The sequence below is a fragment of the Dactylosporangium sp. NBC_01737 genome, from assembly GCF_035963215.1.
Lineage (GTDB): Bacteria > Actinomycetota > Actinomycetes > Mycobacteriales > Micromonosporaceae > Dactylosporangium.
In genome coordinates this window covers 9,443,240-9,466,671 of sequence record NZ_CP109153.1, presented here as the reverse complement: position 1 = coordinate 9,466,671, position 23,432 = coordinate 9,443,240, and the positions used below count along the sequence as shown (strand labels likewise).

The following is a 23,432-nucleotide window of genomic DNA, read 5'->3' as shown; positions in this document are numbered from 1 at the left end:
GCAGGATCAAGTTGCCGGCGGATCTCAGCGAAACCGACGTCGGCGATGTGCCGGGCCAGTGTGCGGTTGGCGAGCATCCCGGTGACGTTGAGGTCCTCGACCACGACGGTGCCGTGCTCGCGGGACAGCCTGGTTGTGAGCTTGTGCAGGCCGTCGCGGCGCAGGTTCGCCACCCGGGCGTGCGCCCGGCCGAGACGGGCCGCTGCCCGCTCCCAGCGTTTCGAAGCCCGCCGTCCGGTGCGCCGGTCCGGGCCGGTCTTGCGTGACAGAGCCCGACCCAGCACGCGCATCCGGGTTCGTGCGGCGGCCAGGTGGCGCGGGTTGTCGATCAGCTCGCCGGTGGACAGCACCGCGAGGTGCTTGATACCGACGTCCACTCCGACCACGGAATCCGGCCGGGCCGGTTGCCGCACGGCGCGCTCAACCTCGACAGTGAACGCAACGTGCCAGCGGCCTGCGTCACGGCGCACGGTCGCGGACATGATCCGGGCCGTGCCCGCTTCGACTCGGCGGGCGACTTTGCGGGCGGACTCGTGCAACTTCAACCGGCCCAGCCTCGGCAGCACGATGTGCGTCCGGTCCGGCTCGACGCGGATCGCTCCGGTGGTGAACCGCACGCTGGGGGTGGTTCGGCGCCGGGACTTGAACCGGGGGAACCCGACCAGTCTGCCGGCGCGTTTGCCGTTGCGGGAGTCGGCCCAGTTCTTCAACCCGCGGGCCAGGGCGTCCAGGCCGGTGTTGAACGCCTCCTTGGACACCTCGCTCCACCACGGCGCAGCCTCGGACTTCGCGGTATTCCACGCCTTACGCAGCCCAGCCAGAGACCACGACAGCGATGGCGTCAGCCGTTCATCCGGCACGCTGTAGGTGCGCTCGGCCGCCCGCTGGTCCATCACCGCCTTGACTCGGGCGAGTGCCCAGTTGTGCGCGACCCTGGCCGCCCCTGCGTGTGCAAGCACCGCACGCTCCTGACCCGGGGTGAGGTCAAGGGCGAACCGGTACGCCTGGATGGTCTTCATGCCGGCTGCCCGGTGGCGGCCTCGACAGCGCGGCGGGCACGGTTCGCGGCAGCCCGGCGACCGTACAGCCGGGCGCACAACGAGGTCAGGATCTCAGTCACGTCGCGCACCAGGTCGTCGTCAACCTCGGCCGGGTCGACCACCAGCAGCCGCCGGCCCTGCGCGGACAGTGCGGCCTCGACGTACTCGGCGCCGAACCGGGCGAACCGGTCCCGGTGCTCGACCACAATCGTCGACACGGACGGGTCACGCAACAGGGCGAGGAACTTCTTGCGATGCCCGTCGAGTGCCGAGCCGACCTCGATCACCACCTCGTCCACGGCCAGCCTCTGCCCGGTTGCCCACACGGTCACCCGGGCGACCTGGCGGTCCAGGTCCGGCTTCTGATCGGCCGACGACACCCGGGCGTACACCACCACCCGGCCGACGTTCGGAGCGGCACCGGTCAGCGGCTCACCGACCATGATCAGGCGTCCGAGCCGATAAGCGGGAACGGGCAGCGTCCCCGACTCGTACCGCCGACGCGCCGTCGCGTACGAGACTCCGGTAGCCGCTGCCCACTCCTTCAAATTCACACCATCACTATAGCCAACCAAAGAGCACTAATGACGACCGCAACAACAGCAGTTGGCGACCTCGTGCATCCGTGCGGACAGTCGACCACGCGCGGACGGACGGGGCAACCAATCCACCGTCGTGACTACTGCGAATTGCTGGATGTCACGCGGTGTCCATCTGTGTCCTGCGTTCACGAGAGGAAGTGGCATGACAGAAGCGATCCGAGCGTCCAACTGGCGTCTGATGTGGGCGCTGCCGGCCGGTGTGATGCTCGCCGGGCTGGGCGGCCAGATCCTCACGCTGTCGGATTTCCGCTGGATCAACTGATCCGGAGGGGAACCTGAGCGGCGGGCCGGCCGGGGGCCGCGTGATGCGGCCGGTCCGTCGGTAGCGTGTGCGCCGTGACGGGATTCGACTGGTCCACGCTGTCGGCGGCGCGCAACGCGAGGATCGACGCGGTGCCGGACATGGTCCGCCACGCGCTGCGGGTCCTCGAGGACCTCCTCGAAGAGGCCGACCACGCGTGCACGTTCACCCTCGACGAGGCGCCCCTGGCGGCCGCCGGGGTGGCAGCGACGGTCACCACGCTGCTGCCGCAGCGCTGCGAGGTCGCGGCCCTGGCACCGGTGCCCGACTGGTCCACAGTGGTGGGTGCGGCGCTGCCCGGGTTCTTCGTCCCGAGCCGCCAGCCGCAGGCATGGTCCGGGCAGGCGCCGCCGTGGCTGCTGGCCGACGCGCTCGCCGCATGGGTGGTGGCGCTGCTGTGGCGGCTGTGGCCCGCCGGGTGCGAGGCGTGGGAGCTCACGGTCCAGGCCCGCGACTGGTACGAGGCCGCCTACATCGACGTGGTCGTCAGCGTCGACGGCCGGGTCTGGCTGCTCCACCTCGGCGTCAGCGACTGACCCGAGGTGGGCGGGTCATTCGGGGACCGTGGCCCGGGGAGCGCGGGCGGTGGTGTGCCGGCGGCCGGTGCGGATCTTCTCGATGTGGCCGCAGTAGCACTCGACGTCGAGCAGGACGCCGGCGTCGGTGTTGCGCAGGTTGCGGATGCGCCGCTCGGAGAGCAGGACGCGGGAGCCGTGGGCGGGGCAGTCGATGACGAACATGTATTCAGCCTGGTCCCGCCGGTGGAAAAGCAACAGTGGCAGACCTGCACACGATCGCAGGTTTTCTGCCATCATGGATCCATGAGCCACCCCTTCCGGAAGGTCGCCGCGTATCTGCACGACGGCACGGGCGCGTTCGGCGCCGGCGTCGTCAGCGAGATCTTCGGCTATGACCGGCGGCATCGCGGGCTGCCCGGGTTCGAGTTCGCCGCCTGCACCGACCGGCCGGGCCGGGTCGCCACCGACAGCGGGCTGACGCTGATGGTGGAGCACGGCCTCGACCGGCTCGCCGAGGCCGACCTGGTGCTGGTGACGTCGTGGGAGCAGTTCGACCTGGAGCCGTCGCCGGAGGTCATCGCCGCGATCAGGACGGCGTATGCGCGCGGCGCGACCATCGCCGCCCACTGCACCGGCAGCTACGTGCTCGCCGCCGCCGGGCTGCTCGACGGCCTGCGGGCGACCACGCACTGGCGCTGGGCGGACGCCTTCGCCGCGCGCTTCCCGGACGTGAAGCTGGTGCCGGAGGTGCTGTATGTCGACGAGGGGCGCATCGTCACCGGTGCCGGCGCGGCCGCCGGGGTCGACATGTGCCTGCACCTGATCCGCCGCGAATACGGGTCGGCCGTCGCCAACGGGATCGCCCGGGACATGGTCGTGCCACCACACCGCGACGGCGGGCAGGCGCAGTACGTGGCGGCACCCGTACCGGCGGACTGCGACGACGAACGGCTCGCCGAGGTGCTCGGCTGGGCCCGCGAGCACCTGCACCTGCCCCTGACGGTCGAGGCGCTGGCCGGTCGGGCGCTGATGAGCCAGCGGTCGTTCGCCCGGCGGTTCTCCGCGGCGACCGGATCGACGCCGCACGCGTGGGTGCTGTCGCAGCGCCTGCACTCGGCCGAGGAGCTGCTGGAGACGGGGGACCTGCCGATCGAGGAGGTGGCCCGGCGGGTCGGCTTCGGCACCGCGGCCACGCTGCGGGAGCAGTTCGTCCGCCGGCGGGGCGTGCCGCCGCGGGACTACCGCAAGACGTTCGCCACCTGAATGGTCCGGCCCCCGGACGCGACCGGCGGCCGGCGGATCACCTGGGGTGACGTGCCGGAGGCGGTGCGAGCGTCCATCGAGGGACTGCTCGGCGACCGGGTCGTCGAGGCGGCGGGCCAGCCCGGCGGCTTCTCCGAGGGCCTGGCCGCGCGCCTGCGCCTGGCCGGCGGCGGCCGGGCGTTCGTCAAGGCCGCCGGCGAGCCGATGACCGCGGAGATCCACCGCAGGGAGATCTCGGTCGCGAGCCGGCTGCCGGCGGCGGCGCCGGCGCCGCGCCTGCTGGCGACGCACGACGACGGCGCCTGGGTGGCCCTGGTCTTCGAGGAGGTCGACGGCGGGCTGCCCGCGCAGCCGTGGCGGCGCGACGAGCTCGACCTGGTGCTCGCCGCCGTCACGGACCTGACCGAGGTCATGACCCCGACACCGATCGGCGACCTCACCACCCCGCCGCGGCTCGGCGGCTGGGCGGACGTCGCCGTCGACCGGCTCGCAACGCTGTCGCCGTGGGCCGCCGCCAACCTCGACGCGCTGCTGGCACTGGAGGAGCACGCACCGCAGGTGCTCGCCGGCCGCACGCTGCTGCACGGTGACCTGTACCCGTTCAACCTGATGCTGGCCGGCCGCCGGGTCTTCGTCGTCGACTGGCCGCACGCCTGGGTCGGCGCGCCGCACTGCGACCTCGTGACGCTGCTGTCCAGCACCGCGCTCAGCGGCGTCGACCCGCAGCCGTTCGCCGAGCGGCACCCGCTGACCCGCGACCTCGACCCGCTGCAGATCGACGTGGTCCTCGCCTTGCACGCGGGGTTCCTGCTGCAGCGCGCCATGTCCTGCGGGCCGTCCGTGGATCGCAACCTGGTGGCCATGATGACCGCCCTGGGACTCGCCTCGGTGGAGTGGCTGCGCCGCCGGCGGTGAATCCGGGCGTTCCGGTTGACGCTGGAAATGAAAACCGATACCACTAAGGCGTGAAGACTGCTTTCGTGGGCAAGGGCGGCAGCGGCAAGACGACGCTGGCCGCGCTCTTCGCCCGACACCTTGCCTCGGACGGATCCCCGCCCGACCTCCTGGCCATCGACGCGGACATCAACCAGCACCTGGCGGTCGCGCTCGGCGCGGATCCGGACCAGGGCGCGGCGCTGCCGGCGCTCGGCGACCACCTCGACGTCATCAAGGACCACCTGCGCGGGGACAACCCGCGCATCGCCTCCGCGGCGGCGATGCTGAAGACGACACCGCCCGGCGCCGGGTCACGGCTGATCCAGGTGGGCGCCGACAACTCGCTCTACGACCGCCTGGTGCGGCGGGTCGGCGGGGTGCGGCTCGCGGTCACCGGGCCGTTTGCGGAGGACGACCTCGGCGTCGCCTGCTACCACTCGAAGGTCGGCGCGGTCGAGCTGCTGCTCAACCACCTGGTCGACGGCCCCGGCGAATACGTGGTCGTCGACATGACCGCCGGTGCCGACTCGTTCGCGTCCGGACTGTTCACCCGGTTCGACCTGACCTTCCTGGTCTGCGAGCCGACCGTGCGCAGCGTCGGGGTCTACCGGCAGTACACCGGCTACGCCCGCGACCACGGGGTGCGGGTCGCGGTCGTCGGCAACAAGGTCGAGGACGCCGGGGACGTGGCGTTCCTGCGCGAGCAGGTCGGCGAAGACCTGCTGTGCTGGATCGGCCGGTCCGCGTTCGTGAAGGCCGCCGAACACGGCCGGCACCTGCCGATCGGCGACCTGGAGGCGGCCAACGCCGCGGCGCTGGGCACGATGCGCGCGGCGCTGGACGGCTGCGAGAAGGACTGGGCGCGGTATGCGGCGCAGGCCGCCGACTTCCACGCCCGCAACGCGGCCGCCTGGGGCAACGCCCGCGCCGGCACGGACCTCACCGCCCAGATCGACCCCGACTTCGTTCTACGTCCCGCGGCGACCGTCGCCGCGCACTGAAGCCCCGCGGCCGGCGGCGACCGTCGCCGCGCACTGAAGCCCCGCGGCCGGCGGCGACCGCCGCCGCGCACTGAAGCCCCGCGGCGAGTGTCGCCGTGGACCGAACGAACCCGAACGAAGGAGCATCATGTCTCTCGACGTCCCCACCGCACTGCTGGAGCGGGCCGAGGCCGGACCCGTCGACGACGCCGAGTTCGTCGCCTGCGTGCGCGACTCGCTGCCGTACGCCTGGACCGTGATCAGCGGTGTCGCCGGTGAACTGCACGCCGGCGGCGCGGACTTCGCCGACCACGAGATCCCGCCGCCGAGCGAGGCCGAGCGCGGGCAGCTGCTGCGGGCCCTGGCCAGCGACGCCATCCGCGGCGGCCTGGAGCGCCACCTGGGGGTGCGGCTGGCGTTCCAGAACTGCCACCTGGTCGCCGCGTTCACCCCGGCGGCCGTCGGCGGCGAGCGCTACCAGGCGTTCGTCTCGCCCCGCGGCCAGCTGCTCAACCAGTCGCCGCACCTGCGCGACTGCTGACACCGCGCGGGCCCGCCGGCGCTCCGGCGGGCCCGCGCCCGATGCGTACATAGCGATACGACGGCTCGTTATTGAAAATGAAAACCAGTACAGTCTGGGCTCCGAACGAAGACGAGGAGCACCGACATGAAGCTGCGATCGCTCGCAGTCGCCGCCGTCCTGCTGAGTCTGACCGGCGGGCTCGCCGCGTGCGGCGAGGCGAGCACCGCCCAACCGGCCGCCGGCACCAAGCTCGCCGTGGTGGCGACCACGACCCAGGTCGCCGACTTCGCCCGCATCATCGGCGGCGACCGGGTCGCCGTCACCCAGATCCTCAAGCCCAACATCGACCCGCACGACTACGAGCCGACCCCGGCCGACCTGACCGCGATCGGCGCCGCCACGGTGCTCGTCAAGAGCGGCGTCGGCGTGGAGGGATGGCTGGACGCGACCGTCGGATCCGCCGGGTTCAAGGGCACGCTCGTCGACGCGAGCACCGGGGTGAAGATCCGCCAGGGCGAGGGCGACGAGGAGAAGACCGGCGACCCGCACATCTGGCACGACCCGCGCAACGCGAAGCTCATGGCGCAGAACATCGAGAAGGCGTTCGCGGCCGCGGCGACGGCGGACGCCGCCGCGTTCGCCGAGCACCTCGCCGGCTACAGCGCGAAGCTCGACGCGCTCGACGCCAACATCGCCGCGAAGATCGCCAAGCTGCCCGCTAGCGACCGCAAGCTGGTCACCAACCACGACGCGTTCGGCTACTACATCGACCGGTACCAGCTGGAGTTCGTCGGCTCGATCATCCCCAGCTTCGACACCTCCGCCGAGCTGTCCGCCAAGGACATCGACGACATCGTCGCGAAGATCAGGCAGACCGGCGCCAAGGCCGTGTTCTCCGAGAGCTCCCTGCCGCCGAAGACGGCCGAGGCGATCGCCCGGCAGGCCGGGGTGAAGGTCGTCGCGGGCGAGGACGCCCTGTACGGCGACACCCTCGGACCGGAGGGCTCCGCCGGCGACACCTACCTCAAGATGATGGAGCACAACACCGACACGATCGTGAAGGCAATCGGTGGCTGACGTGGCGCTGCGCATCGAGCGCGCCGCCGTCGCGTACGACGGCGAACCCGTCCTGCAGGACGTCGACGGGCATGTCCTCGCGGGCGAGACGGTGGCGCTGATCGGCCCCAACGGCGCCGGCAAGTCCACCCTGATCAAGGCCGCCCTCGGCCTGGTGCCGGTCGTGTCCGGCGCGATCACGGTGCTGGGCCGCGCACCCGCCGACGCCCGGCGCGACGTCGCCTACGTACCGCAGGCCGACACCCTCGACCCGCAGTTCCCGATCTCCGTGGCACAGGTCGTGCTCATGGGCCGCTACCGCAGGACCGGCTGGCTGCGCCGCCCCGGCCGCACCGACCGGCGCATCGCCGCCGACGCCCTCGACCGGGTCGGGCTCGCCGGCCGGGCCCGCGCCCGGTTCGGCACCCTGTCCGGCGGGCAGCGGCAGCGGGTGCTGCTCGCCCGCGCCATCGCCCAGCAGCCGCGGCTGCTCCTGCTGGACGAGCCGTTCAACGGTGTCGACGTCGTCAGCCAGGACGCGCTGCTGGAGGCCATCGGCGCCCTCAAGCGGCAGGGCGCGGCCGTGCTGATCAGCACCCACGACCTCACCCTCGCCCACCTGGCGTGCGACACCGCCTGCCTGCTCAACCGGCACATGTACGGCTTCGGCCCCGTCGATGAGGTGCTCACGGCCGCGCTGCTGCGGGCAACGTACGGCAGCCAGGCCCTCGAACTGCGCGGCGACCGGGTCATGGTCGCCCGCCCGTGAGGAGCCGTCGTGCGTGCCGTTCTCGTTGACCCGTTCACCGTGCCGTTCATGGGCCGCGCGCTCGCCGAGCTGCTCCTCCTCGCGGTCCTGGCCGGTGCTGTGAGCACGTTCGTGCTGATCCGGCGGCTCGGGTTCGTCGCGGACACGATGACCCACACCGTCTTCCCCGGCGTGGTCATCGGGTTCGTCGCCGGCGGCGCCAGGGGCGTCTTCCCGGGCGCGCTGGTCGCGGCGGTGCTGACCGCGGCGCTGCTGACCCTGCTCACCCGCTCCCGGCGGGTCACCGACGACACCGCCATGGCGGTCCTGCTCGCCGCCATGTTCGCCGTCGGGGTGGTGCTGGTGTCCCGGCGCACGTCGTACCGGTCGGACCTCACCGCCTTCCTGTTCGGCCGGCTGCTCGCCGTCACGCCCGCGCAACTGGCGCAGACCGCGGCCGTCGGGGTGCTCGTGCTCGCCGCGCTCGCGCTGCTGGCCAAGGAGCTGCGGCTGCGCGCGTTCGACCCGCAGACCGCCGCCGCCATGGGGTACCGCATCTGGGCACTGGACCTGGTCCTCAACCTGAGCATCGCCCTCGTCGTCGTCGCGGCCGCACAGTCCGTCGGCACGGTCCTGGTGATCGCGCTGCTGGTCGTGCCCGCGGCGACGGGCCGGCTCGTCTCGGACCGCCTCGCCGTCATCTGCACCGTCGGCATCCTCGCCGCCGCGGCCGCCGGCTACCTCGGTCTCGCCGTCAGCTACCGCGCCTCGGTCACCCACGGGCTGCGCCTGGCCGGCGGCGCCACGGTCGTGCTCACCCTCGTCGGGCTGTACCTGCTGGCGCTGCCGGCCCGCCGCCTGCTGGGAAGGAGGAACGGTGTCGCTTGACGTGGCGTTCAACCGTGCGCTCATCGAGGCCGTTCTCGTGGGTACCGCCACCGGCCTGCTCGGCGTCCAGGTCGTGCTGCGGCGCCTCGCGTTCTTCACCATGGCCATGACCCACGCCACGTTCCCCGGCGTCGTGGTGGCCGCGGTCGTCGGCGCGAACCTCTACCTCGGCGGCGCCGCGGCCGGGACGCTCGCCGCGCTCGCCGTCGTCGCGCTGTCCCGCCGCCGCGGCCACGACCCCAGCACCGCCACCGCCGTCGCGCTCGCCGGCGGGTTCGCCCTCGGCGTCGCGCTGCTGTCCGCCCAGCACGGGCTCACGAAGGACCTCACCGCGTACCTCGTCGGCTCGATCCTCACCGTCACCCGCCAGGACCTCGCCGTCGCCGCCGCGGTGGCCACCCTCGCCGCCGTCGTGCTCGCCGCGGGCAACAAGGCCCTGACGTTCACGGCGTTCGACCGCGACGGCGCCCGGGCCGCGGGCTACCACACGGCGGCGATCGACTTCGGCGTCCTGCTGCTGATCTCGGTGGTCGTCGCCACCGCCGCCCCGGCCGTCGGCACCATCCTCACCCTGGCCCTCGTCGTCGCCCCGGCCGGCGCGGCCCGGCTGTGGACCGACCGGATCGCCACCATGACCGCGCTCGCCGTCGCCGTCGCGGTCACCAGCGCCGTCGCCGGCCTGCTGGTGTCGCGCACCTGGGACGTCGCGGCCGGCGGCGCGATCAGTCTCACCGCCGCCGGCATCTTCGCCGCCTCCATGCTGCTCAGTCCCCGCCACGGCGCCCTGACCCGGTGGCACCGCCGCGCGGGCTTTCGCTAACGGGCGACGTCGATCGGCGTGCACGAGTGCCCGTTGAACCCATGCCTGGTGCCAGGGTATGCGCTCAGACTCGGCTCAGACCGACGCTGCGGATCGGGTACCGATGAAGCCGTTGGACCAGTGGTTGCGACGTTTGCTCCGGCGCGCACCGGTCCTGCTGCTGGTGCTGGCATATTTGGAATCTGGCCTGCCTACCGTTGTCGACCATGATCGAGATTCCGTGGGGCAAGTTTCCCCTGGTGGACGAGCATGAGCACGCGCACTGGTGGCTGCAGTTCTATGCCAACATCGGCCGCGCACCGAACACCGTTGTCGCGTACGGACGCGCCGTTGACGATCACCTGCGCTTCCTAGTCGACGCCGATACCGACCCGCTCATCGCGGGCGTGGACCTGGTCGCGGCTTGGATCGGTGACATGCTCAGCCGTCCCAACCCGCGCGGCGCCGTGCTGGTGCATCTGGACAGCGGTGCGGGCCTGGCGAACGCCACGGTCCAGCAGCGGATCGGGGCGCCATTGTTGCCCTTCAACCAGTTCCCCGGCAGGGGCACGAGCGCTGTGCTGAGTTCAACCGCCAGTGGTCGAAGCGATTCACCGGACTCGTTGGGCGATCCTCAGCTCCGTCAGGCAGCGCTTGATAATTTGCCCCCCGTAGTCCGCGTCGATCAGCCGCGCGATGGAGTTCAGCAGTGCGTTCCGCTGCACGTCCGGCAAGGCACGGTGTCCAGAGTAGGTCAACAGCAGATCCAGGTAGTCAGCTGTCGAGTACGGCAGTTCCCACTCGTATCGGTAGAACTTCGCAGGCCCGAATCGCCCCGACGAGGTGAGTTCCCGATCGTCCTCGACGATGTCACGAGCGGTCTCAAGACGCAGACCCGGTGGGGTCGACGGATCGAAGCGCTCGTAGCACTTCTGGATCTCAACGAAGAATGCCTCGGTCCAGGTGCCGCCAGCGATGTGGTGGGTTCCCACGGTGGCCAGCAGGCCACCGAGACGCAAAGCGTCAGCAGACTTCGACACCCGCACCGTGGGGTCGATCCAGTGAAACGCGGTAGCGGAGAACACCACGTCGAACGGTTCACCGGGCAAGGGCCACTCCTCGAACGCCGCCGTAACGACCTCCACCGCGTCGAACGCGGCAAGATTTCGCCGAGCCACAGCCGTCATGTCCGCGCCCAACTCGACAGCCACGATGCGGCAGCCCCGCTCGGCCAGCGGCACGGTCGCCTGCCCGGTGCCACAGCCGATCTCCAGCACCCTTGCCCCAGGCGCTACCCCGGCCGCAGCGAGATCATCAAACATCTGCACCGGGTACCAAGGGCGGGCACGGTCATAGCGTGCGGTGTCCTCGTTGAAGGTCTCTCGCAACCTCACGGAGTCATTGCTGTCGCTCACCAACAGAGAGTACGAGCGCAGCTCCTACGACAGGCACCCAATTCTCGATGCCAGGCACGGCAGGGTGGAGCCGCTAGCCCGCCCGCCGATCGTTACTGGAAATTCGCAATAACGTGCCCATGTCAGCAGCCGGCGGGTGCGGCGACGAGTCCGGCCCACCGCGCCGTCCCAGCAGGTGACGGCCGCAGGCAAGGCCGGCACCACCTGCAATGCCACCACGAAGTGGACCCTGATGTGCTGGAAGCCGTTGCGGACGTCCGGGTTCAGGCCGAGAACGCCGTTGAGGTCGATGTCGCCGGTGACGGTGGAGCGGACCTCGGTGAGGCGGATGCCGCGTGCCGCGGCGATGTTCGCGAGCCCCGCGGTGCGGTAGGACGCGAGCGCGTGCAGGAGATACTCCGTGGGGGTCGGGCCGTTGTCGCGGCCGACGAAAACGGCGGGTTGTTGGCGTCGAACTGGAAGGTGCGCTTCTCGCCGACGCCGAAGTAGTCGTGGACGGTGCTGCGGTTGTGGGTGACGCTGGGCCACTCGTTGCGGGCGTGAAACTGGAACGCGGCGGCGTCGTGGTCATCGTGGTTCCCTTCTTCGTGATGACAGAGCGTCAGACGTGCACCGGGAGCGCGGCGTCGGTGTCGATCGCCGCGGCGGGCCGCTGCTGCCGAAGGCCGTGAACTGCCCCCTGGCGGGCGCACTCCAGCACGCCGCCGCCGGGTTCGGGTGATGCCCAGGTGCCTCCGGCGGGGTGGACCTGCCGCGCCGCTCGGCTGGAACGATCGATCGTTCGGCGGATCTCGGATCGGTGCGCCGGCACTACGGTCTGATCCATGGGTGACAAGCAGGTGGCGTTCCGTGATCTTCCGGCTGCCTGCTCCGGACGTGTCCGGTTCCCCGGGATCTCGTCACGCGCCTACGAGCACCCGGCCGACCGGACCGCGCTCGTCGCGATGCGCAAGCTGCCCGGCCTGGACACGGCCGTCAAGAAGCTGCAGAGCATGCTGCCGGAGCGGGCGCTGCGGATGGAGCAGCTCGGCTCGGCGGTGCGCACCAGCGAACGGCAGTTCGCACGGATCCACGCCATGCTGCGCGACGCCGCGGACGTGCTGGACCTCGAGCGGGTGCCGGAGCTGTACATCAAGCAGAGCCCGCTGGTCAACGCGTCCACGATCGGCATGAACGAACCGTTCATCGTGCTCGAGACCGGGCTGATCGACCTGCTGGAGCCCGACGAGCTGCGCTTCGTCATCGGCCACGAGCTGGGGCACGCGATGAGCGGGCACGCCCTGTACGAGACCATCGCCCGGTACCTGATCATCGTCGGCAGCATGGCGACGTCGGTGCCGCTCGGCGGGATCGGCGTGCACGCGATCCAGGCCGCGCTGCTGGAATGGTCCCGCAAGGCCGAGCTGTCCAGCGACCGTGCCGGGCTGCTCGTCACCCAGGACCGTGAGACCTGCCTGCGCGCGCTGATGAAGCTGGCCGGCGGCAAATACGCCGGTGAGATGGACCTCGACGAGTTCCTGCTGCAGGCCGACGAGTACGGGCAGCTGAGCGACGTCCGCGACCACGTCGCCAGGTTCATGGTGGCGCACGACCGGACGCACCCGATGACGGTCGTGCGGGCGGGCGAGCTCAACCGGTGGGCGCGCGGCTGCGACTATGCCGTGCTGCTGTCCGGGATCTTCCCGCGGCGCCGCCACGACGGGGCCACGTCGATGGCGCAGGAGCTGCGCGACTCCGCGGGCCACTACACGGAACGGATCAAGGGACAGGCGGAGCCGCTGCTGTCCAACGTCAAGGGGGTCGGCTCGTCGGTGCGCCGCCGGATCACCGGCAATCGGCGTCCCGAGCTGGAGCAGGGTGCCGCCGCACGGCCGGCCCTGGGGCCGGGCCCCGGCGCTCCGCAGCCCGAGCCGAGCGCCGCCACGACCCCTGAACCGCCCGCCGCGCCCGCGTGGACCAAGCAACCGCCCGCCGCGCCCGCGACGACCGACCAGCCGCCCGCCGCGCCCGCGTGGACCGAGCAGCCGCCCGCCGCGCCCGTGTGGACCGACCAGCCGCCTTCGGCGGCGTGGACCGACCAGCCGCCCTCACCGTGAACGGGCCGCCGCGCCGACAAGACGTCGATCGGCGCGGCGGCCCGGTGCAGCGGGAATCCGGCGGGCGTTACGCCGCCGAACCGGCGAGGGAGCGGGCGACCTCGTCGACCGGTGCGAGCAGGACCGTCTCCACCGGCAGCTTGGCCAGAGCGTCGACGTCGAAGCGGCTGTCCAGCTCGGTCACCGTGGCCTGGATCTCGTCCAGGCGGGTGCCGGTGGCGTCGAGGAGCTCGCCGAGGTGCGCCGCCTCCGCCGTCTCGTGCAGCCCGACGTGCAGCAGCGTCAGGGCGTTGATCCGGGCGCCGGTCAGCTCCGGGACCAGCAGGACGAGCCGGCCGTCGCGGGCGCCGCGCACCAGGCGCACCATCCGCGACTGCACCGCCAGCCACTTCGAGCCGCTCAGCTCCGCGCCGTCGCCCGCCCGGCTGGGCAGGTGCTCCGACACCCCGGACCGGCGCACGACGCGGATCGTGGTGCGCTGCGGGGACCAGCCGAGCTGGTAGCGGGTGGCGCCGTCGACGTGGTCGACCACCCGGGCGAACGCCCGCAGCGCGACCAGCACCGAGTAGCTCATCGTCGACGGGTCGGCGCCGACGCCGGCGATGGCCCGGGTCAGCGGGTTGTCCACCAGGTCGGAGTCGCCGCGGGAGGTGCCGACGGTGACGGTCTTGGCCTGGTGCTTGACCGAGTCGATCGAACGGGTCAGCTCGTCGACGGCCGCGGTGATCCGGGCCCGGGTGAAGTCGATCGGGTCGCCGCCGACCCGTGGCGCGGTGAGCATGGCGCCGCCGTGCCGCAGCAGCAGCGCCGCGTCGGACAGCCGCAGCGCGGTGTCGCTGGACAGGACCCCGCGCATGGTGCCCTCGGCGGCGTCGGCGAGGAACGGGTGCAGGTCCGTGGTGGCCCGCTCGATGTCCTGCAGCGCGACCTGTCCACTGTCGACGGACAGCTCCAGGGCCGCGAGCGCGCCGCGCAACGGGTCGGCCTTCGCGTCGATCGCCCGCGCCGTGTGGTACGAGAACAGGTGGCCGGCCGCGGTGCTGAGGATCCACGCGAACACCGGGTGTGCGGCCGGGACCCGCACGACCCACTCGGTGGCCCACGGCACGTCCATGCCCTCGTCGACGATGATCACCGGCGCGTTGCGGTGCGCGGCGAAGATGTCGACCTCCTTGGCCAGGTCGCGGACCTGGCCCGGCGGCGTCCCGGCCGCGCAGATGAGGATGAACGCCTCGGCGGACAGGTCGACGTGCTTCTTGTCCTCCACCGCGTCGGTGGAGATGGTCTTGTAGCACAGCTCGGACAGCTTGATCCGGGCCTCCTCGGCGGCGACCCGGTTGGGTCCCGACCCGACGACCGCCCAGTGCGGGTAGCGCAGCGCGACCTCGCTGATCTTCGCGATGACCGGCTCCTGGGCGCGCAGCTCGGCGAGCTGGTTGGGCAGCTCCAGCAGCGCGTGCAGCAGCGTGTCCTCCAGCTCGACGGCGAGCCGGTCGCACACCCGGGCCAGGTGCAGGCCCAGGACCGAGCCGGTGGCGACCTGCGAGTAGAACGCCTTCGTGGAGGCGACCGCCATCTCCACGTCGCGGCCGTCGGAGGTGTACAGCACACCGTCGCTCTTGTGCGCCAGATCGCTGTCGCGTCGGTTGACGATGCCCAGCACCGCCGCGCCCCGCGCACGGACCATGTCGACGGCGCGGTTGGTGTCGGTGGTGGAGCCGGACTGGCTGACCGCCACGATGCACACCGAGGACATGTCGGCCCGCAGCCCCCACGCCGAGAGCTCGGTCGCGGGCATCGCCTCGACCGCGATCGCCGGCTGCAGCAGCGGCCGGACGACGTTGGCGATGCCGCGGCACGCGACCGCGGCGGTGCCCTGGCCGATGAAGAGCAGCTCGGTGATCTCGCCCGCCGCGAACCGGTCCCGCAGCTTGCGTGGCAGCGACGCCTCGCCGAGCACCGTGGTCAGGTGCTCGCCACTGGCCACGATCCGGCCGCGGAGGCTGCGGCGGAACGACGACGGCGCCTCGGTGATCTCCTTGACGAGGTAGTGCTCGAACGACCCGCGGGCGACGTCACGCGTGGTGATCTCGGCGGTCTTCACGTGTTCCTCGGTGACCGGCACCGGGCGGCCGAGCACCGTGTACCGCTCCACGGCCGCCAGGGTGCCCGCGCCGGTGCGGCTGAGAGCCACGACCGTGCCGTGCTCGCCGTCGCCGTCGACGACCGCGCCGTCCAGGCGCAGGTAGCGATCGGTCCAGCCGACCAGCCCGTACACCTCGCTGGCGATGAGGAAGCAGGCCGGCGCGAAACCGACGTAGAGCCCCTGACCGCTGCCCCGCACCCCGAGCAGCAGCCGGTCCGGGTCGGCGTCGCTCTGCGCGGCGATGGCGAACGAGCCGTGGAACCGGCGGATCGAGGCGGCGAACGCGCGCACAGGGTCGGCCCCGGCGTCCAGCTCGCGGCGCAGCATGACCGGGATGACCTTGGCGTCGGTGGTGATGCCGGCCTCGTCGACCGGCAGGTCCAGGGTCTCGCGCAGGTCGAGGTGGTTGTCGATGTCGCCGTTGAGCACGGCGGTCGCGTAGCCGCTGCCGCCGGCCGCGCGGGTGGTGCTGTCGACCGGGTGCGCGTTGGCCTCGCTGATGCGCCCGACGCTCGCCCACCGGGTGTGCGCGAGCACGGTCACGCGCGCGCTGGGCATGGCGAGCACCGCGTGCAGGTAGTCGTCGGCCTCGATCGCGGCGCGCAGGAACGCGACGTTGTCGCCGAGCCGCCCGATGATGGATGCCCGCTTGTAGACCAGCGTCAGGCCCGTGGCCAGCAGCGTGACCGCGGTGTGGCCGTAGCTGGGGTCGGTGCGCCCGGAGTGCAGACCCGCGGCCGCGGCCCGGTCGGCTTCGTCGAGCGTCACCCAGACCTGCAGCCCGGCGGAGTCGCGCCCGCGGACCTCGAGGCGGTCGACCGCTTCGAGGGTCGCGTCGATGGCGAGGCAGGCGCGGCCCACGTTGACGTTGGCGAGCTCGCCCCGGGCGAGCCGGCTGACCCGCTCGGCGACCTGGACGCGGTCGTTGGCGATGGTCCACAGCAGGTCCCGGGCCTGCCCGGCGAGGCGCTGGACCGACTCCAGCTGCTCGGGGTCCAGGACGTGCCCGCCGTCGTCGAGGCCACGGTCGAGCGCGTCGAGCCAGGCGGTGTGCGCGTCGACCCGGGCCTGCACCCGCGTGCGCAGCCCGGCGTCGACCGTCAGCCGGTAGCAACCGGTCGGCTCGGTGTGCAGCGCCACGGCGCTGGTGAGGTCCTTGACCAGCACGTCCAGCAGGCCGGCCAGGCCCGCGTGCCCGGCGGCGCCGGCGGGGTCCGCGGCAGGAGGCTCAGGCAGGCTCTCCAGCAGCTGCTCGGCGGTGACCTCCTCGAGTTGGACGCTGTAGTCCGGCACTGCGGCGACGATCCCACACACCTCGTAAACCCCTTCGCTACCACCTGCCCGGTGCGCCTTGGCGCTGTCGCAAGGCACCACGACGCTAGCAGCGATCGCCCATCCGTGGTGCGCGCAACATCGCCGCCGGGACGCTCAGATGATCATCGCGGCAGGATATCAGCAGCTCAGCGCCATGGCAGAATTGCGCATGTCAGATGCGCGATCTGATCGTGCGGTGATCGCCGGACGCCCGGCTCAATGCCGAGCGTAGCGGGCCGATTGGCGCACGGTGACCGAATGCTCGGCGGTGCCGGGCCGACCGGCCTCAGGGCTGCCCGGCGAGGAGCAGGCCGGGAGGTGGCTGGTCCGCGGGGTGGCTGAAGACCGGAGGCATCGCGAATTCGGCGCCTCGCAGGTCGACGGTGCCGCCGCCGAACTGCGCGTCGGCGAAGCTGACCGTGGCCAGGAACCGCGCGCGTTCGAGGTGCAGGACTCCGCCGATGAATCGCGCGGCCTGGAAACTGACCCTGCGACCGGTGAAGATCGCCTCGTCGAGGTCGCCGCCGTCGAAGACCGCGCCGGTGAAGTCGAAGTTGTGGTCCCGCCAGTTCGTGCGGGCCGAGGGGCGAAGGTGGTCGCCGATGATCCTGATGATCGACAGGCGGACCTCGCGTTCGCCGGTTCTCCACCCGTCGGCGTCCCGGTCCGGCGCGTAGGGCAGGCGCAGGTAGGCGCAGAGCACGTCGACACACGCGTGGAGCTGGTCGGGCCACTCGTCGGCGAGGCCGGCCATCGCGTAGGCGCCGGCCAGGCGCACCGCCGCCGCGTCATGGCCCAGTTGCGCGCTGGCGGCGACGAACCGTTCGTTGAACAGCCTCCCGCTCTCGCGGACCTCGGCCTGCTCGTGCAGCCGTTGGCGGCGGTACGCGACGACCAGGGCGACCACCCCGCCGATCCCGCCGGTGACGACCAGCGCGATGCGGGTCAGATCGAGCAGTTCGGCGGCGGTCAGCGGCGCGTGGCCCGCCATGGACGGGCGGCCGAGCCCGATCCACAGCAGCAGGCCGGCGGTCGCGGCGACGGCCACACCGATCGCGATGACGGAGGCGAGTGCGGCCCAGAACGGCCACAGACCCGGCCCGCGGCGGCGACGAAGTCGGCTCATGACCACAGTGTCCGGTCTGCCGTCCATCGCGGGCTACCCGCGCAGGTCAGGCCGCGGCACGGTCGGGCAGGGCGTGGCGGGCGCGCTCGCGCAGGTGGCCGAGGACCTCGACGATGGCGGGCGGGAGACGGGTCTGCCGGCGGTGCAGCGCCGCCATGGTGATGACGGTGGTGTCGCCCAGCAGGGGGCGGGTCACGATCAGGCCGGCGCGTTCCAGGGGGTCGCCGAGGACGCTGTAGTCGGGCAGCACCGTGAGTCCGATGCCCTCGGCGACCATCATCTTGCCCATCTCGGCGCCGTCGGTGGAGTGCCACCGGGTGGGCAGGTCGGCGCCGAAGAGGCGGTGCGCGAAGCGGTGCATGAGGTAGCCGGAGCGCATCGCGACGAAGCGCTCGGCGCGCAGCTCGTCGACGGAGACCGACGCGCCGGCGGTGAGCGGGTGGCCGGCGGGCAGGACGGCGGCGGGGCGGCCGACCAGCAGCGGGGTCGCCTCCAGGTCGGGCGGCACGTCGTCGCCGTCGAGGAGGTTGACCAGGCCGAGGTCGAGGGTGCCCTCGGCGAGGCAGACGTGGATCTCGTCCTGCTGGAGGTTGCGGACCTCGACCACCGTGGCGCAGTTCGCCGTCTGGAAGGCCCGCACGGCGGGCAGGACCAGCGAGGCGGTGCCGGCGTTGACGGTGCCGATGCGCAGCAGCCGCCGGGTGGTGGCCTGGTGGCCGGCGGCGGCCTTGAGCCGGTCGACCGACTCGAGGACGTCGACGATGGGTTGGAGCAGCTCCTGCCCGGCGGGGCTGATCCGGGCGCCGGAGCGGTGCCGGTCCAGCAGCGTCACGCCGAGCTCCTGCTCGAGCTTGCGGATCGCCTCGCTCAGCGCCGGCTGGGACACGTGCAGCTGTTCGCTGGCCCGGCGCAGCGAGCCGTGCCGGGTCACGGCGGCCAGGTAGCTGAGCTGCTCGATACGCATGGCGCACTCCGGGGTGATCGGGGACGGCGTCCGGGGGATCGACAACGCCTTCCATGCGGGGTATTGCGCTTCGATACCCTACTAAGCCTATAGTATTTACCAAGATAGCCAAGGCCCGCCGCGGGTCTTGGCACGACGCGCAGGGAGGTGCCCCGGATGAGCGAAGCGGCTCGCGGTGGACCCCTGCGGCCCATCAGCTGTCTGTGCCGGTGACCTGACGCCGGCTGCCATGCCGCGTCCACACGTCTGAGCGCCAGGACCTCAAAACGCTGCACTGGAGTAGACGCATGCCCGAACGACCCCTCCATTTCGCTGCCTTCGTGATGAACACCACCGGCCACATCATTCAGGGCACCTGGCGCCGTCCCGGCGCGCGCCAGGCCGATTTCAACAGCCTCGACCTGTGGGTCGACCTCGCGAAGACCCTCGAACTGGGCACGTTCGACGCGATCTTCTTCGCCGACGTCGTCGGGCTGTACGCGCCGTACCGCGGCGACGAGCGCAAGTACGTCGAGGCGGGGCTGCAGGTGCCCAGCAACGACCCGTCGGTCCTCGCCAGCGCGATCGCCTACGCCACCGAGCACCTGGGCATCGCGTTCACCGCGTCGATCCTGCAGGAGCACCCGTTCAACTTTGCCCGGCGCATCTCTACCCTCGATCACGCCAGCAAGGGCCGGGTCGCGTGGAACATCGTCACGAACTACCTGCCCAACGCCTCCCGCAACTTCGGCCTGGAAGGGCTCACGAAGCACGACGAGCGCTACGCCTGGGCCGACGAGTACGTCGACGTCGCCTACAAGCTGTGGGAGGGCTCGTGGGACGACGACGCGCTGCTGCAGGACCGCGACACCGGCGTCCACGCCGACTACGACAAGATCCACCGCATCAACCATGAGGGCCCCCGGTACCAGGTCGAAGGACCCCACCTGGTCAGCCCGTCGCCGCAGCGCACGCCGCTGCTGTTCCAGGCCGGCGCGTCCGAGGCCGGCCGCACCTTCGCGGCGAAGAACGCCGAGGCCGTCTTCATCGTGGCGCCGACCGTCGACGCGGCGGCCCGCGACACCGCCGACATCCGGGCCCGTGCCGTCCAGCACGGGCGCTCGCCGCACGACCTGAAGTTCTTCCAGGGCCTGCACTTCGTCGTCGGCTCCACCGAGGAGGAGGCGAAGCGCCGCAGTGACGAGCTCGACCAGTGGATCGACTACGACGCGCAGCTGTCGCACATGTCCGGCGCCATCGGCATCGACTTCGGCCACGAGGATCTCGACCGGCCCGTCGGGCAGCTGCAGACCGAAGGCGTCCAGTCGATCCTCGGCTGGATCAACGACCTGGTGACCGACCGCGAGCCGACGCTGCGCGACGTGGCCCACTACACCTCCCACAACGGCCGGGTCACCGGCACCCCCGAGCAGATCGCCGACCAACTCGAACGTTGGCGGGCCGCCGGGGTCGACGGGATCAACGTGGTCAACGCCGAGATCCCCGGCAGTTACGAGGAGTTCGTCGACCACGTCATCCCCGTGCTGCGCGAGCGGGGCCTGGCCCAGCGCGAGTACGCCGAGGGGACGCTGCGCCAGAAGCTGTTCGGCCGGGGCGACCGTCTCCCCGGCACCCACCCGGCCGCCGGGTACCGCGGGGCGTTCCGGAAGGCGGGTGTCCCGGCATGAAGCGCCTCATCCTCAACCTCTTCGAGATGAACTGCGTCAGCCACATCACCCACGGGCTGTGGCGGCTGCCGGACAACAACCGTGAGCGGTTCAACGACATCGAGTACTGGACCGGGCTGGCGCAGCTGCTGGAGGAGGGCGGCTTCGACGCGGTCTTCCTCGCCGACGTCGTCGGCACCTACGACACGTTCCGCGGCTCCGCGGCCACCGCCATCCGGCAGGGCCTGCAGATCCCCAACAACGACCCGGCCTCGGTGGTGCCGGCCATGGCGGCGGTGACGAAGCACCTCGGCTTCGGCATCACGTTCTCCACCACCTACGAGCCGCCCTTCGCCTGGGCCCGCCGGCTCAGCACCCTGGACCACCTCACCAAGGGGCGGGTCGGCTGGAACATCGTCACCTCATACCTGCCCAACGCGGCCCGCAACTTCGGCCACGACGGTGAGGTCGAGCACGACAACCGGTTCGAGCGGGCCGACGAGTACCTCGACGTGCTCTACAAGCTGTGGGAAGGCTCGTGGGACGACGACGCGATCGTCGCCGACCGCGACGGCAACGTCTTCGCCGACCCGGCGAAGATCCGCCCGATCCACCACGACGGCGAGTACTTCAAGGTCGAGGGGCCGCACCTGCCGTCACCGAGCCGGCAGCGGACCCCGGTGCTGTTCACGGCGACCGCCAGCGCGGCCGGCACGAGGTTCGCCGGCAAGCACGCCGAGGTCGTCTTCACCGGCGGCCCGACCACGGAGGCGCTGCGCAAGACGATCGCGGGCATCCGCGAGGCGGCCGTCGCCGCCGGCCGGCGCGCCGACGACGTGCGGTTCATCACCATCGCCGGGGTCGTCGTGGCACCCACCGAGGCCGAGGCGAAGGAGAAGTTCGCCCGCTACCAGGAGCTCGCCAGCGCCGACGGCTACCTCGCCCACGCGGGCCTGCCCTGGGACCCGACGGCATGGCCGCCGGAGACGAAGGTGAAGGACGCGATCGGCGACGGCGACAAGGACGGCCGCGCCGGCCGGTTCCGGGTCATCGACCCGGAGCAGACCGTCGGCGAGGTCCTGGAGGGCTTCGGCGACCTGGGCCGCCAGCCGCTGCTCGCGGTCGGCGACCCCGAGCAGGTCGCCGACGAGATCGAACGCTGGCTCGACGAGGTCGGCATCGACGGCATCAACCTGCTGCAGTACCACTCCCACGACACCGCCCGCGACTTCATCGAGCTCGTGGTGCCCGTCCTGCGCGACCGCGGCCGCCTGCGCCGCGACTACGACGACCGCGAAACCCTCCGCGACCGCATCTTCGGCGACGGCGACCGGCTGCCCGACCGGCACTACGGCACCAGGTACCGCGGCGGCGCCCATCTCCCGGTGAGCGGCATCACCGACCCGGACCACACCCATCTGAAGGAAGTAGACCGATGATCAGACCCAGCCGCGCCAAAACGGCCGCCCTCGCCGTCGCCGTCCTCGCGACCGGGGCACTGAGCGCCTGCGGCAGCGAACCCGCGGCCGGCGGCGGGACCCCGAAGACCGGCGGCACCATCGTCTACGGCCACGTCCAGGAGCCGCCGTGCATCTTCGGCGGCTGGATCCAGCAGGCGTACATCTCCCGGCAGGTCCTCGACGGCCTCGTCACCCTCGCCGAGGACGGCACCGTCAAGCCGTGGCTGGCCACGAAGTGGGCGGTGTCGCCGGACGGCACGAAGTACACCTTCACCCTCAAGGACGGCGTGAAGTTCACCGACGGCACGGCCGTGGACGCCGAGGCGATCGCCTGGAACTTCGACCTGTGGGAGAACAAGGGCGGCAACAGCACCGCGAAGGTCTCCATCGACCCGTACTACAAGGCCGCCAAGGCCGTCGACGCGAGCACCGTCGAGATCGAGCTGAACAAGCCGTTCCCGCCGTTCCTGACGCTCATCACCCAGGGCTACTTCGGCATCCAGTCGCCGACGGCGTTCAAGGCCCGCACGGAGAAGGAGAACTGCGAGAAGCCGATCGGCTCCGGCGGCTTCACCGTCAAGGAGTGGAAGCACGGCGAGGAGGTGGTTCTCGCCAAGAACCCCGGCTACACGTCCTGGCCGGCGACCGCGAAGCACGAGGGTCCCGCGATCGTCGACGAGGTCCGCTGGAAGTTCGTCGCCGACGGGGTGTCCCGGTACGCGTCGCTGAGCACCGGCGAGTCCCACGTCGTCTACGAGGTACCGACGGTCAACTGGAAGGACGCGACGTCGCGCTACCAGACGATCCGCTACATCACGCCCGGCAAGCCGGTCTCGTTCTACATCAACACCAAGACCGGCCCGTTCACCGACGCGGCCGTGCGCAAGGCGTTCGCCTACGGCGCCGACCGCAAGGCCGCCGTCGAGGCCGGGTTCCACGGCGTGATCCCCTACGAGGGCAACCCCGCGGTCAGCCAGGCCACCCCGGGCTACAACGCCGAGGCCGCCAAGGCGTACGCCTACGACCCGGCCAAGGCCAACCAACTGCTCGACGAGGCCGGGTGGACGCAACGCAACGGCGACAAAGTCCGCACCAAGGACGGCCAGCCGCTCACCATCAAGCTCGTCTACGGCTCCGGGTTCATCTTCACCCAGGAGGGCGCGACCGTCCTGCAGGTGCTGCAGGAGCAGTGGAAGCAGATCGGCTTCGACGTCAAGCTGATCCCGGCGACCCAGGCCGAGCTGTGGGGCGGCAAGTACTCCGACCCGAGCACGTTCGACGCGACCCCGTCCTACTGGACCAGCCCGGCCCCCTCGATCCTGTGGATCGTGTGGCGCCCCTCCACCGCTGACAAGCCCAACGGCAGCAACCGGTCCTTCTACAACAACGAGACGCTGTCCACGGTGATCCAGCAGGCCAACTCCGAGGCCGACCCGGCCAAGGCGAACGACCTCTACGGCCAGGCGCAGCAGATCATCCAGGACGACGCGGCCGGCATCGGCCTGTACACGCAGAACTCCACGTATGCCGTCGCCCAGAACCTCAAGAACGTGTGGCTCGAGAAGAGCCAGGGCGAGCCGGTCTTCTCCGACGCGTACTTCACGGGATGAG

Annotated in this window: 20 protein-coding genes and 1 pseudogene; 13 read left to right on the top strand and 8 right to left on the bottom strand. The window is 71.5% G+C overall.

What is annotated here, in order from left to right; translation table 11 throughout:
* Window positions 1-65 precede the first annotated feature (65 nt).
* Together tnpB and OHA72_RS43255 are read right to left on the bottom strand one after the other, a co-directional pair.
* A pseudogene (gene tnpB / locus OHA72_RS43260) lies at window positions 66-1,019 on the bottom strand (IS607 family element RNA-guided endonuclease TnpB); the annotation flags it as partial.
* On the bottom strand, window positions 1,016-1,594 hold the full coding sequence (locus tag OHA72_RS43255) for an IS607 family transposase (RefSeq protein WP_327001902.1): 579 nt from the start codon (window positions 1,592-1,594) through the stop codon (window positions 1,016-1,018). The pseudogene tnpB and the gene OHA72_RS43255, both read right to left, overlap by 4 nt.
* Before the next feature lie 384 nt (window positions 1,595-1,978).
* On the opposite strand from OHA72_RS43255, the gene OHA72_RS43250 reads away from it, so the two are divergent.
* Window positions 1,979-2,479 (top strand): hypothetical protein, encoded by a 501-nt coding sequence (locus OHA72_RS43250; RefSeq protein WP_327001901.1) that lies wholly within the window; start codon window positions 1,979-1,981, stop codon window positions 2,477-2,479.
* Between the two features lie 15 nt (window positions 2,480-2,494).
* Here the strand turns inward: OHA72_RS43250 and OHA72_RS43245 are convergent, their stop codons facing one another.
* Window positions 2,495-2,683, bottom strand: coding sequence for a hypothetical protein (locus OHA72_RS43245; RefSeq protein WP_327001900.1), 189 nt, complete (start codon window positions 2,681-2,683; stop codon window positions 2,495-2,497).
* 81 nt (window positions 2,684-2,764) lie between these two features.
* Between OHA72_RS43245 and OHA72_RS43240 the strand changes: the two genes are divergently transcribed.
* From OHA72_RS43240 to OHA72_RS43205, 8 genes are all read left to right on the top strand, one after another.
* Window positions 2,765-3,724 (top strand): GlxA family transcriptional regulator, encoded by a 960-nt coding sequence (locus OHA72_RS43240; RefSeq protein ID WP_327001899.1) that lies wholly within the window; start codon window positions 2,765-2,767, stop codon window positions 3,722-3,724.
* The gene (locus OHA72_RS43235; protein ID WP_327001898.1) at window positions 3,725-4,639 is read left to right on the top strand and encodes a phosphotransferase; all 915 of its coding nucleotides are present in this window, start codon (window positions 3,725-3,727) and stop codon (window positions 4,637-4,639) included.
* Between the two features lie 50 nt (window positions 4,640-4,689).
* The gene (locus OHA72_RS43230) at window positions 4,690-5,661 is read left to right on the top strand and encodes an ATP-binding protein (protein ID WP_327001897.1); all 972 of its coding nucleotides are present in this window, start codon (window positions 4,690-4,692) and stop codon (window positions 5,659-5,661) included.
* 127 nt (window positions 5,662-5,788) lie between these two features.
* Window positions 5,789-6,181 (top strand): SCO5389 family protein, encoded by a 393-nt coding sequence (locus OHA72_RS43225; protein WP_327001896.1) that lies wholly within the window; start codon window positions 5,789-5,791, stop codon window positions 6,179-6,181.
* A 126-nt stretch (window positions 6,182-6,307) separates the two neighbouring features.
* On the top strand, window positions 6,308-7,240 hold the full coding sequence (locus tag OHA72_RS43220; protein WP_327001895.1) for a metal ABC transporter substrate-binding protein: 933 nt from the start codon (window positions 6,308-6,310) through the stop codon (window positions 7,238-7,240).
* Window positions 7,233-7,988 (top strand): metal ABC transporter ATP-binding protein, encoded by a 756-nt coding sequence (locus OHA72_RS43215; protein WP_327001894.1) that lies wholly within the window; start codon window positions 7,233-7,235, stop codon window positions 7,986-7,988. Before OHA72_RS43220 ends, OHA72_RS43215 begins: the two co-directional genes overlap by 8 nt.
* A 9-nt stretch (window positions 7,989-7,997) precedes the next feature.
* A complete protein-coding gene (locus tag OHA72_RS43210; RefSeq protein WP_327001893.1) occupies window positions 7,998-8,855 on the top strand; it encodes a metal ABC transporter permease in 858 nt (285 codons plus the stop codon).
* Window positions 8,845-9,675: a metal ABC transporter permease gene (locus tag OHA72_RS43205; RefSeq protein WP_327001892.1), complete on the top strand. Its 831-nt coding sequence runs from the start codon at window positions 8,845-8,847 to the stop codon at window positions 9,673-9,675. The genes OHA72_RS43210 and OHA72_RS43205 overlap by 11 nt, the downstream gene beginning before the upstream one ends.
* Window positions 9,676-10,265: 590 nt before the next feature.
* On the opposite strand, the gene OHA72_RS43200 is transcribed toward OHA72_RS43205, so the two are convergent.
* Both OHA72_RS43200 and OHA72_RS43195 read right to left on the bottom strand, forming a co-directional pair.
* Window positions 10,266-11,069 (bottom strand): class I SAM-dependent methyltransferase, encoded by an 804-nt coding sequence (locus OHA72_RS43200; RefSeq protein ID WP_327001891.1) that lies wholly within the window; start codon window positions 11,067-11,069, stop codon window positions 10,266-10,268.
* Between the two features lie 24 nt (window positions 11,070-11,093).
* Window positions 11,094-11,597 (bottom strand): OsmC family protein, encoded by a 504-nt coding sequence (locus tag OHA72_RS43195; protein WP_327001890.1) that lies wholly within the window; start codon window positions 11,595-11,597, stop codon window positions 11,094-11,096.
* Window positions 11,598-11,893: 296 nt separating this feature from the next.
* Here OHA72_RS43195 and OHA72_RS43190 point away from each other — a divergent pair, with 296 nt between their 5' ends.
* Window positions 11,894-13,165 carry a M48 family metallopeptidase gene (locus OHA72_RS43190; RefSeq protein WP_327001889.1) on the top strand — a complete coding sequence of 424 codons (1,272 nt, stop codon included), beginning with the start codon at window positions 11,894-11,896 and terminating at the stop codon, window positions 13,163-13,165.
* A gap of 67 nt (window positions 13,166-13,232) precedes the next feature.
* Here OHA72_RS43190 and OHA72_RS43185 read toward each other — a convergent pair whose 3' ends face one another.
* From OHA72_RS43185 to OHA72_RS43175, 3 genes are all read right to left on the bottom strand, one after another.
* Window positions 13,233-16,604 carry an SIS domain-containing protein gene (locus OHA72_RS43185; protein ID WP_327001888.1) on the bottom strand — a complete coding sequence of 1,124 codons (3,372 nt, stop codon included), beginning with the start codon at window positions 16,602-16,604 and terminating at the stop codon, window positions 13,233-13,235.
* Window positions 16,605-16,911: 307 nt separating this feature from the next.
* Window positions 16,912-17,751: a pentapeptide repeat-containing protein gene (locus OHA72_RS43180; RefSeq protein ID WP_327001887.1), complete on the bottom strand. Its 840-nt coding sequence runs from the start codon at window positions 17,749-17,751 to the stop codon at window positions 16,912-16,914.
* A 46-nt stretch (window positions 17,752-17,797) separates the two neighbouring features.
* Window positions 17,798-18,715: a LysR family transcriptional regulator gene (locus OHA72_RS43175; protein ID WP_327001886.1), complete on the bottom strand. Its 918-nt coding sequence runs from the start codon at window positions 18,713-18,715 to the stop codon at window positions 17,798-17,800.
* A gap of 323 nt (window positions 18,716-19,038) precedes the next feature.
* On the opposite strand from OHA72_RS43175, the gene OHA72_RS43170 reads away from it, so the two are divergent.
* From OHA72_RS43170 to OHA72_RS43160, 3 genes are read left to right on the top strand one after another with little or no spacing between them, the layout of a single operon-like run.
* Window positions 19,039-20,382 (top strand): LLM class flavin-dependent oxidoreductase, encoded by a 1,344-nt coding sequence (locus OHA72_RS43170; RefSeq protein WP_327011773.1) that lies wholly within the window; start codon window positions 19,039-19,041, stop codon window positions 20,380-20,382.
* The gene (locus OHA72_RS43165) at window positions 20,379-21,800 is read left to right on the top strand and encodes an NtaA/DmoA family FMN-dependent monooxygenase (RefSeq protein ID WP_327001885.1); all 1,422 of its coding nucleotides are present in this window, start codon (window positions 20,379-20,381) and stop codon (window positions 21,798-21,800) included. The genes OHA72_RS43170 and OHA72_RS43165 overlap by 4 nt, the downstream gene beginning before the upstream one ends.
* A complete protein-coding gene (locus tag OHA72_RS43160; protein ID WP_327001884.1) occupies window positions 21,797-23,431 on the top strand; it encodes an ABC transporter substrate-binding protein in 1,635 nt (544 codons plus the stop codon). Before OHA72_RS43165 ends, OHA72_RS43160 begins: the two co-directional genes overlap by 4 nt.
* The last annotated feature ends 1 nt before the right edge of the window (window position 23,432 follow it).

Bases quoted from the DNA above. Each gene is read 5' to 3' on its own strand.
- OHA72_RS43245 (WP_327001900.1), bottom strand. From the start codon at position 2,683: ATGTTCGTCATCGACTGCCCCGCCCACGGCTCCCGCGTCCTGCTCTCC.
- OHA72_RS43240 (WP_327001899.1), top strand. From the start codon at position 2,765: ATGAGCCACCCCTTCCGGAAGGTCGCCGCGTATCTGCACGACGGCACG.
- OHA72_RS43235 (WP_327001898.1), top strand. From the start codon at position 3,725: ATGGTCCGGCCCCCGGACGCGACCGGCGGCCGGCGGATCACCTGGGGT.
- OHA72_RS43225 (WP_327001896.1), top strand. From the start codon at position 5,789: ATGTCTCTCGACGTCCCCACCGCACTGCTGGAGCGGGCCGAGGCCGGA.
- OHA72_RS43220 (WP_327001895.1), top strand. From the start codon at position 6,308: ATGAAGCTGCGATCGCTCGCAGTCGCCGCCGTCCTGCTGAGTCTGACC.
- OHA72_RS43190 (WP_327001889.1), top strand. From the start codon at position 11,894: ATGGGTGACAAGCAGGTGGCGTTCCGTGATCTTCCGGCTGCCTGCTCC.
- OHA72_RS43180 (WP_327001887.1), bottom strand. From the start codon at position 17,751: ATGAGCCGACTTCGTCGCCGCCGCGGGCCGGGTCTGTGGCCGTTCTGG.
- OHA72_RS43175 (WP_327001886.1), bottom strand. From the start codon at position 18,715: ATGCGTATCGAGCAGCTCAGCTACCTGGCCGCCGTGACCCGGCACGGC.
- OHA72_RS43170 (WP_327011773.1), top strand. From the start codon at position 19,039: ATGAACACCACCGGCCACATCATTCAGGGCACCTGGCGCCGTCCCGGC.
- OHA72_RS43165 (WP_327001885.1), top strand. From the start codon at position 20,379: ATGAAGCGCCTCATCCTCAACCTCTTCGAGATGAACTGCGTCAGCCAC.
- OHA72_RS43160 (WP_327001884.1), top strand. From the start codon at position 21,797: ATGATCAGACCCAGCCGCGCCAAAACGGCCGCCCTCGCCGTCGCCGTC.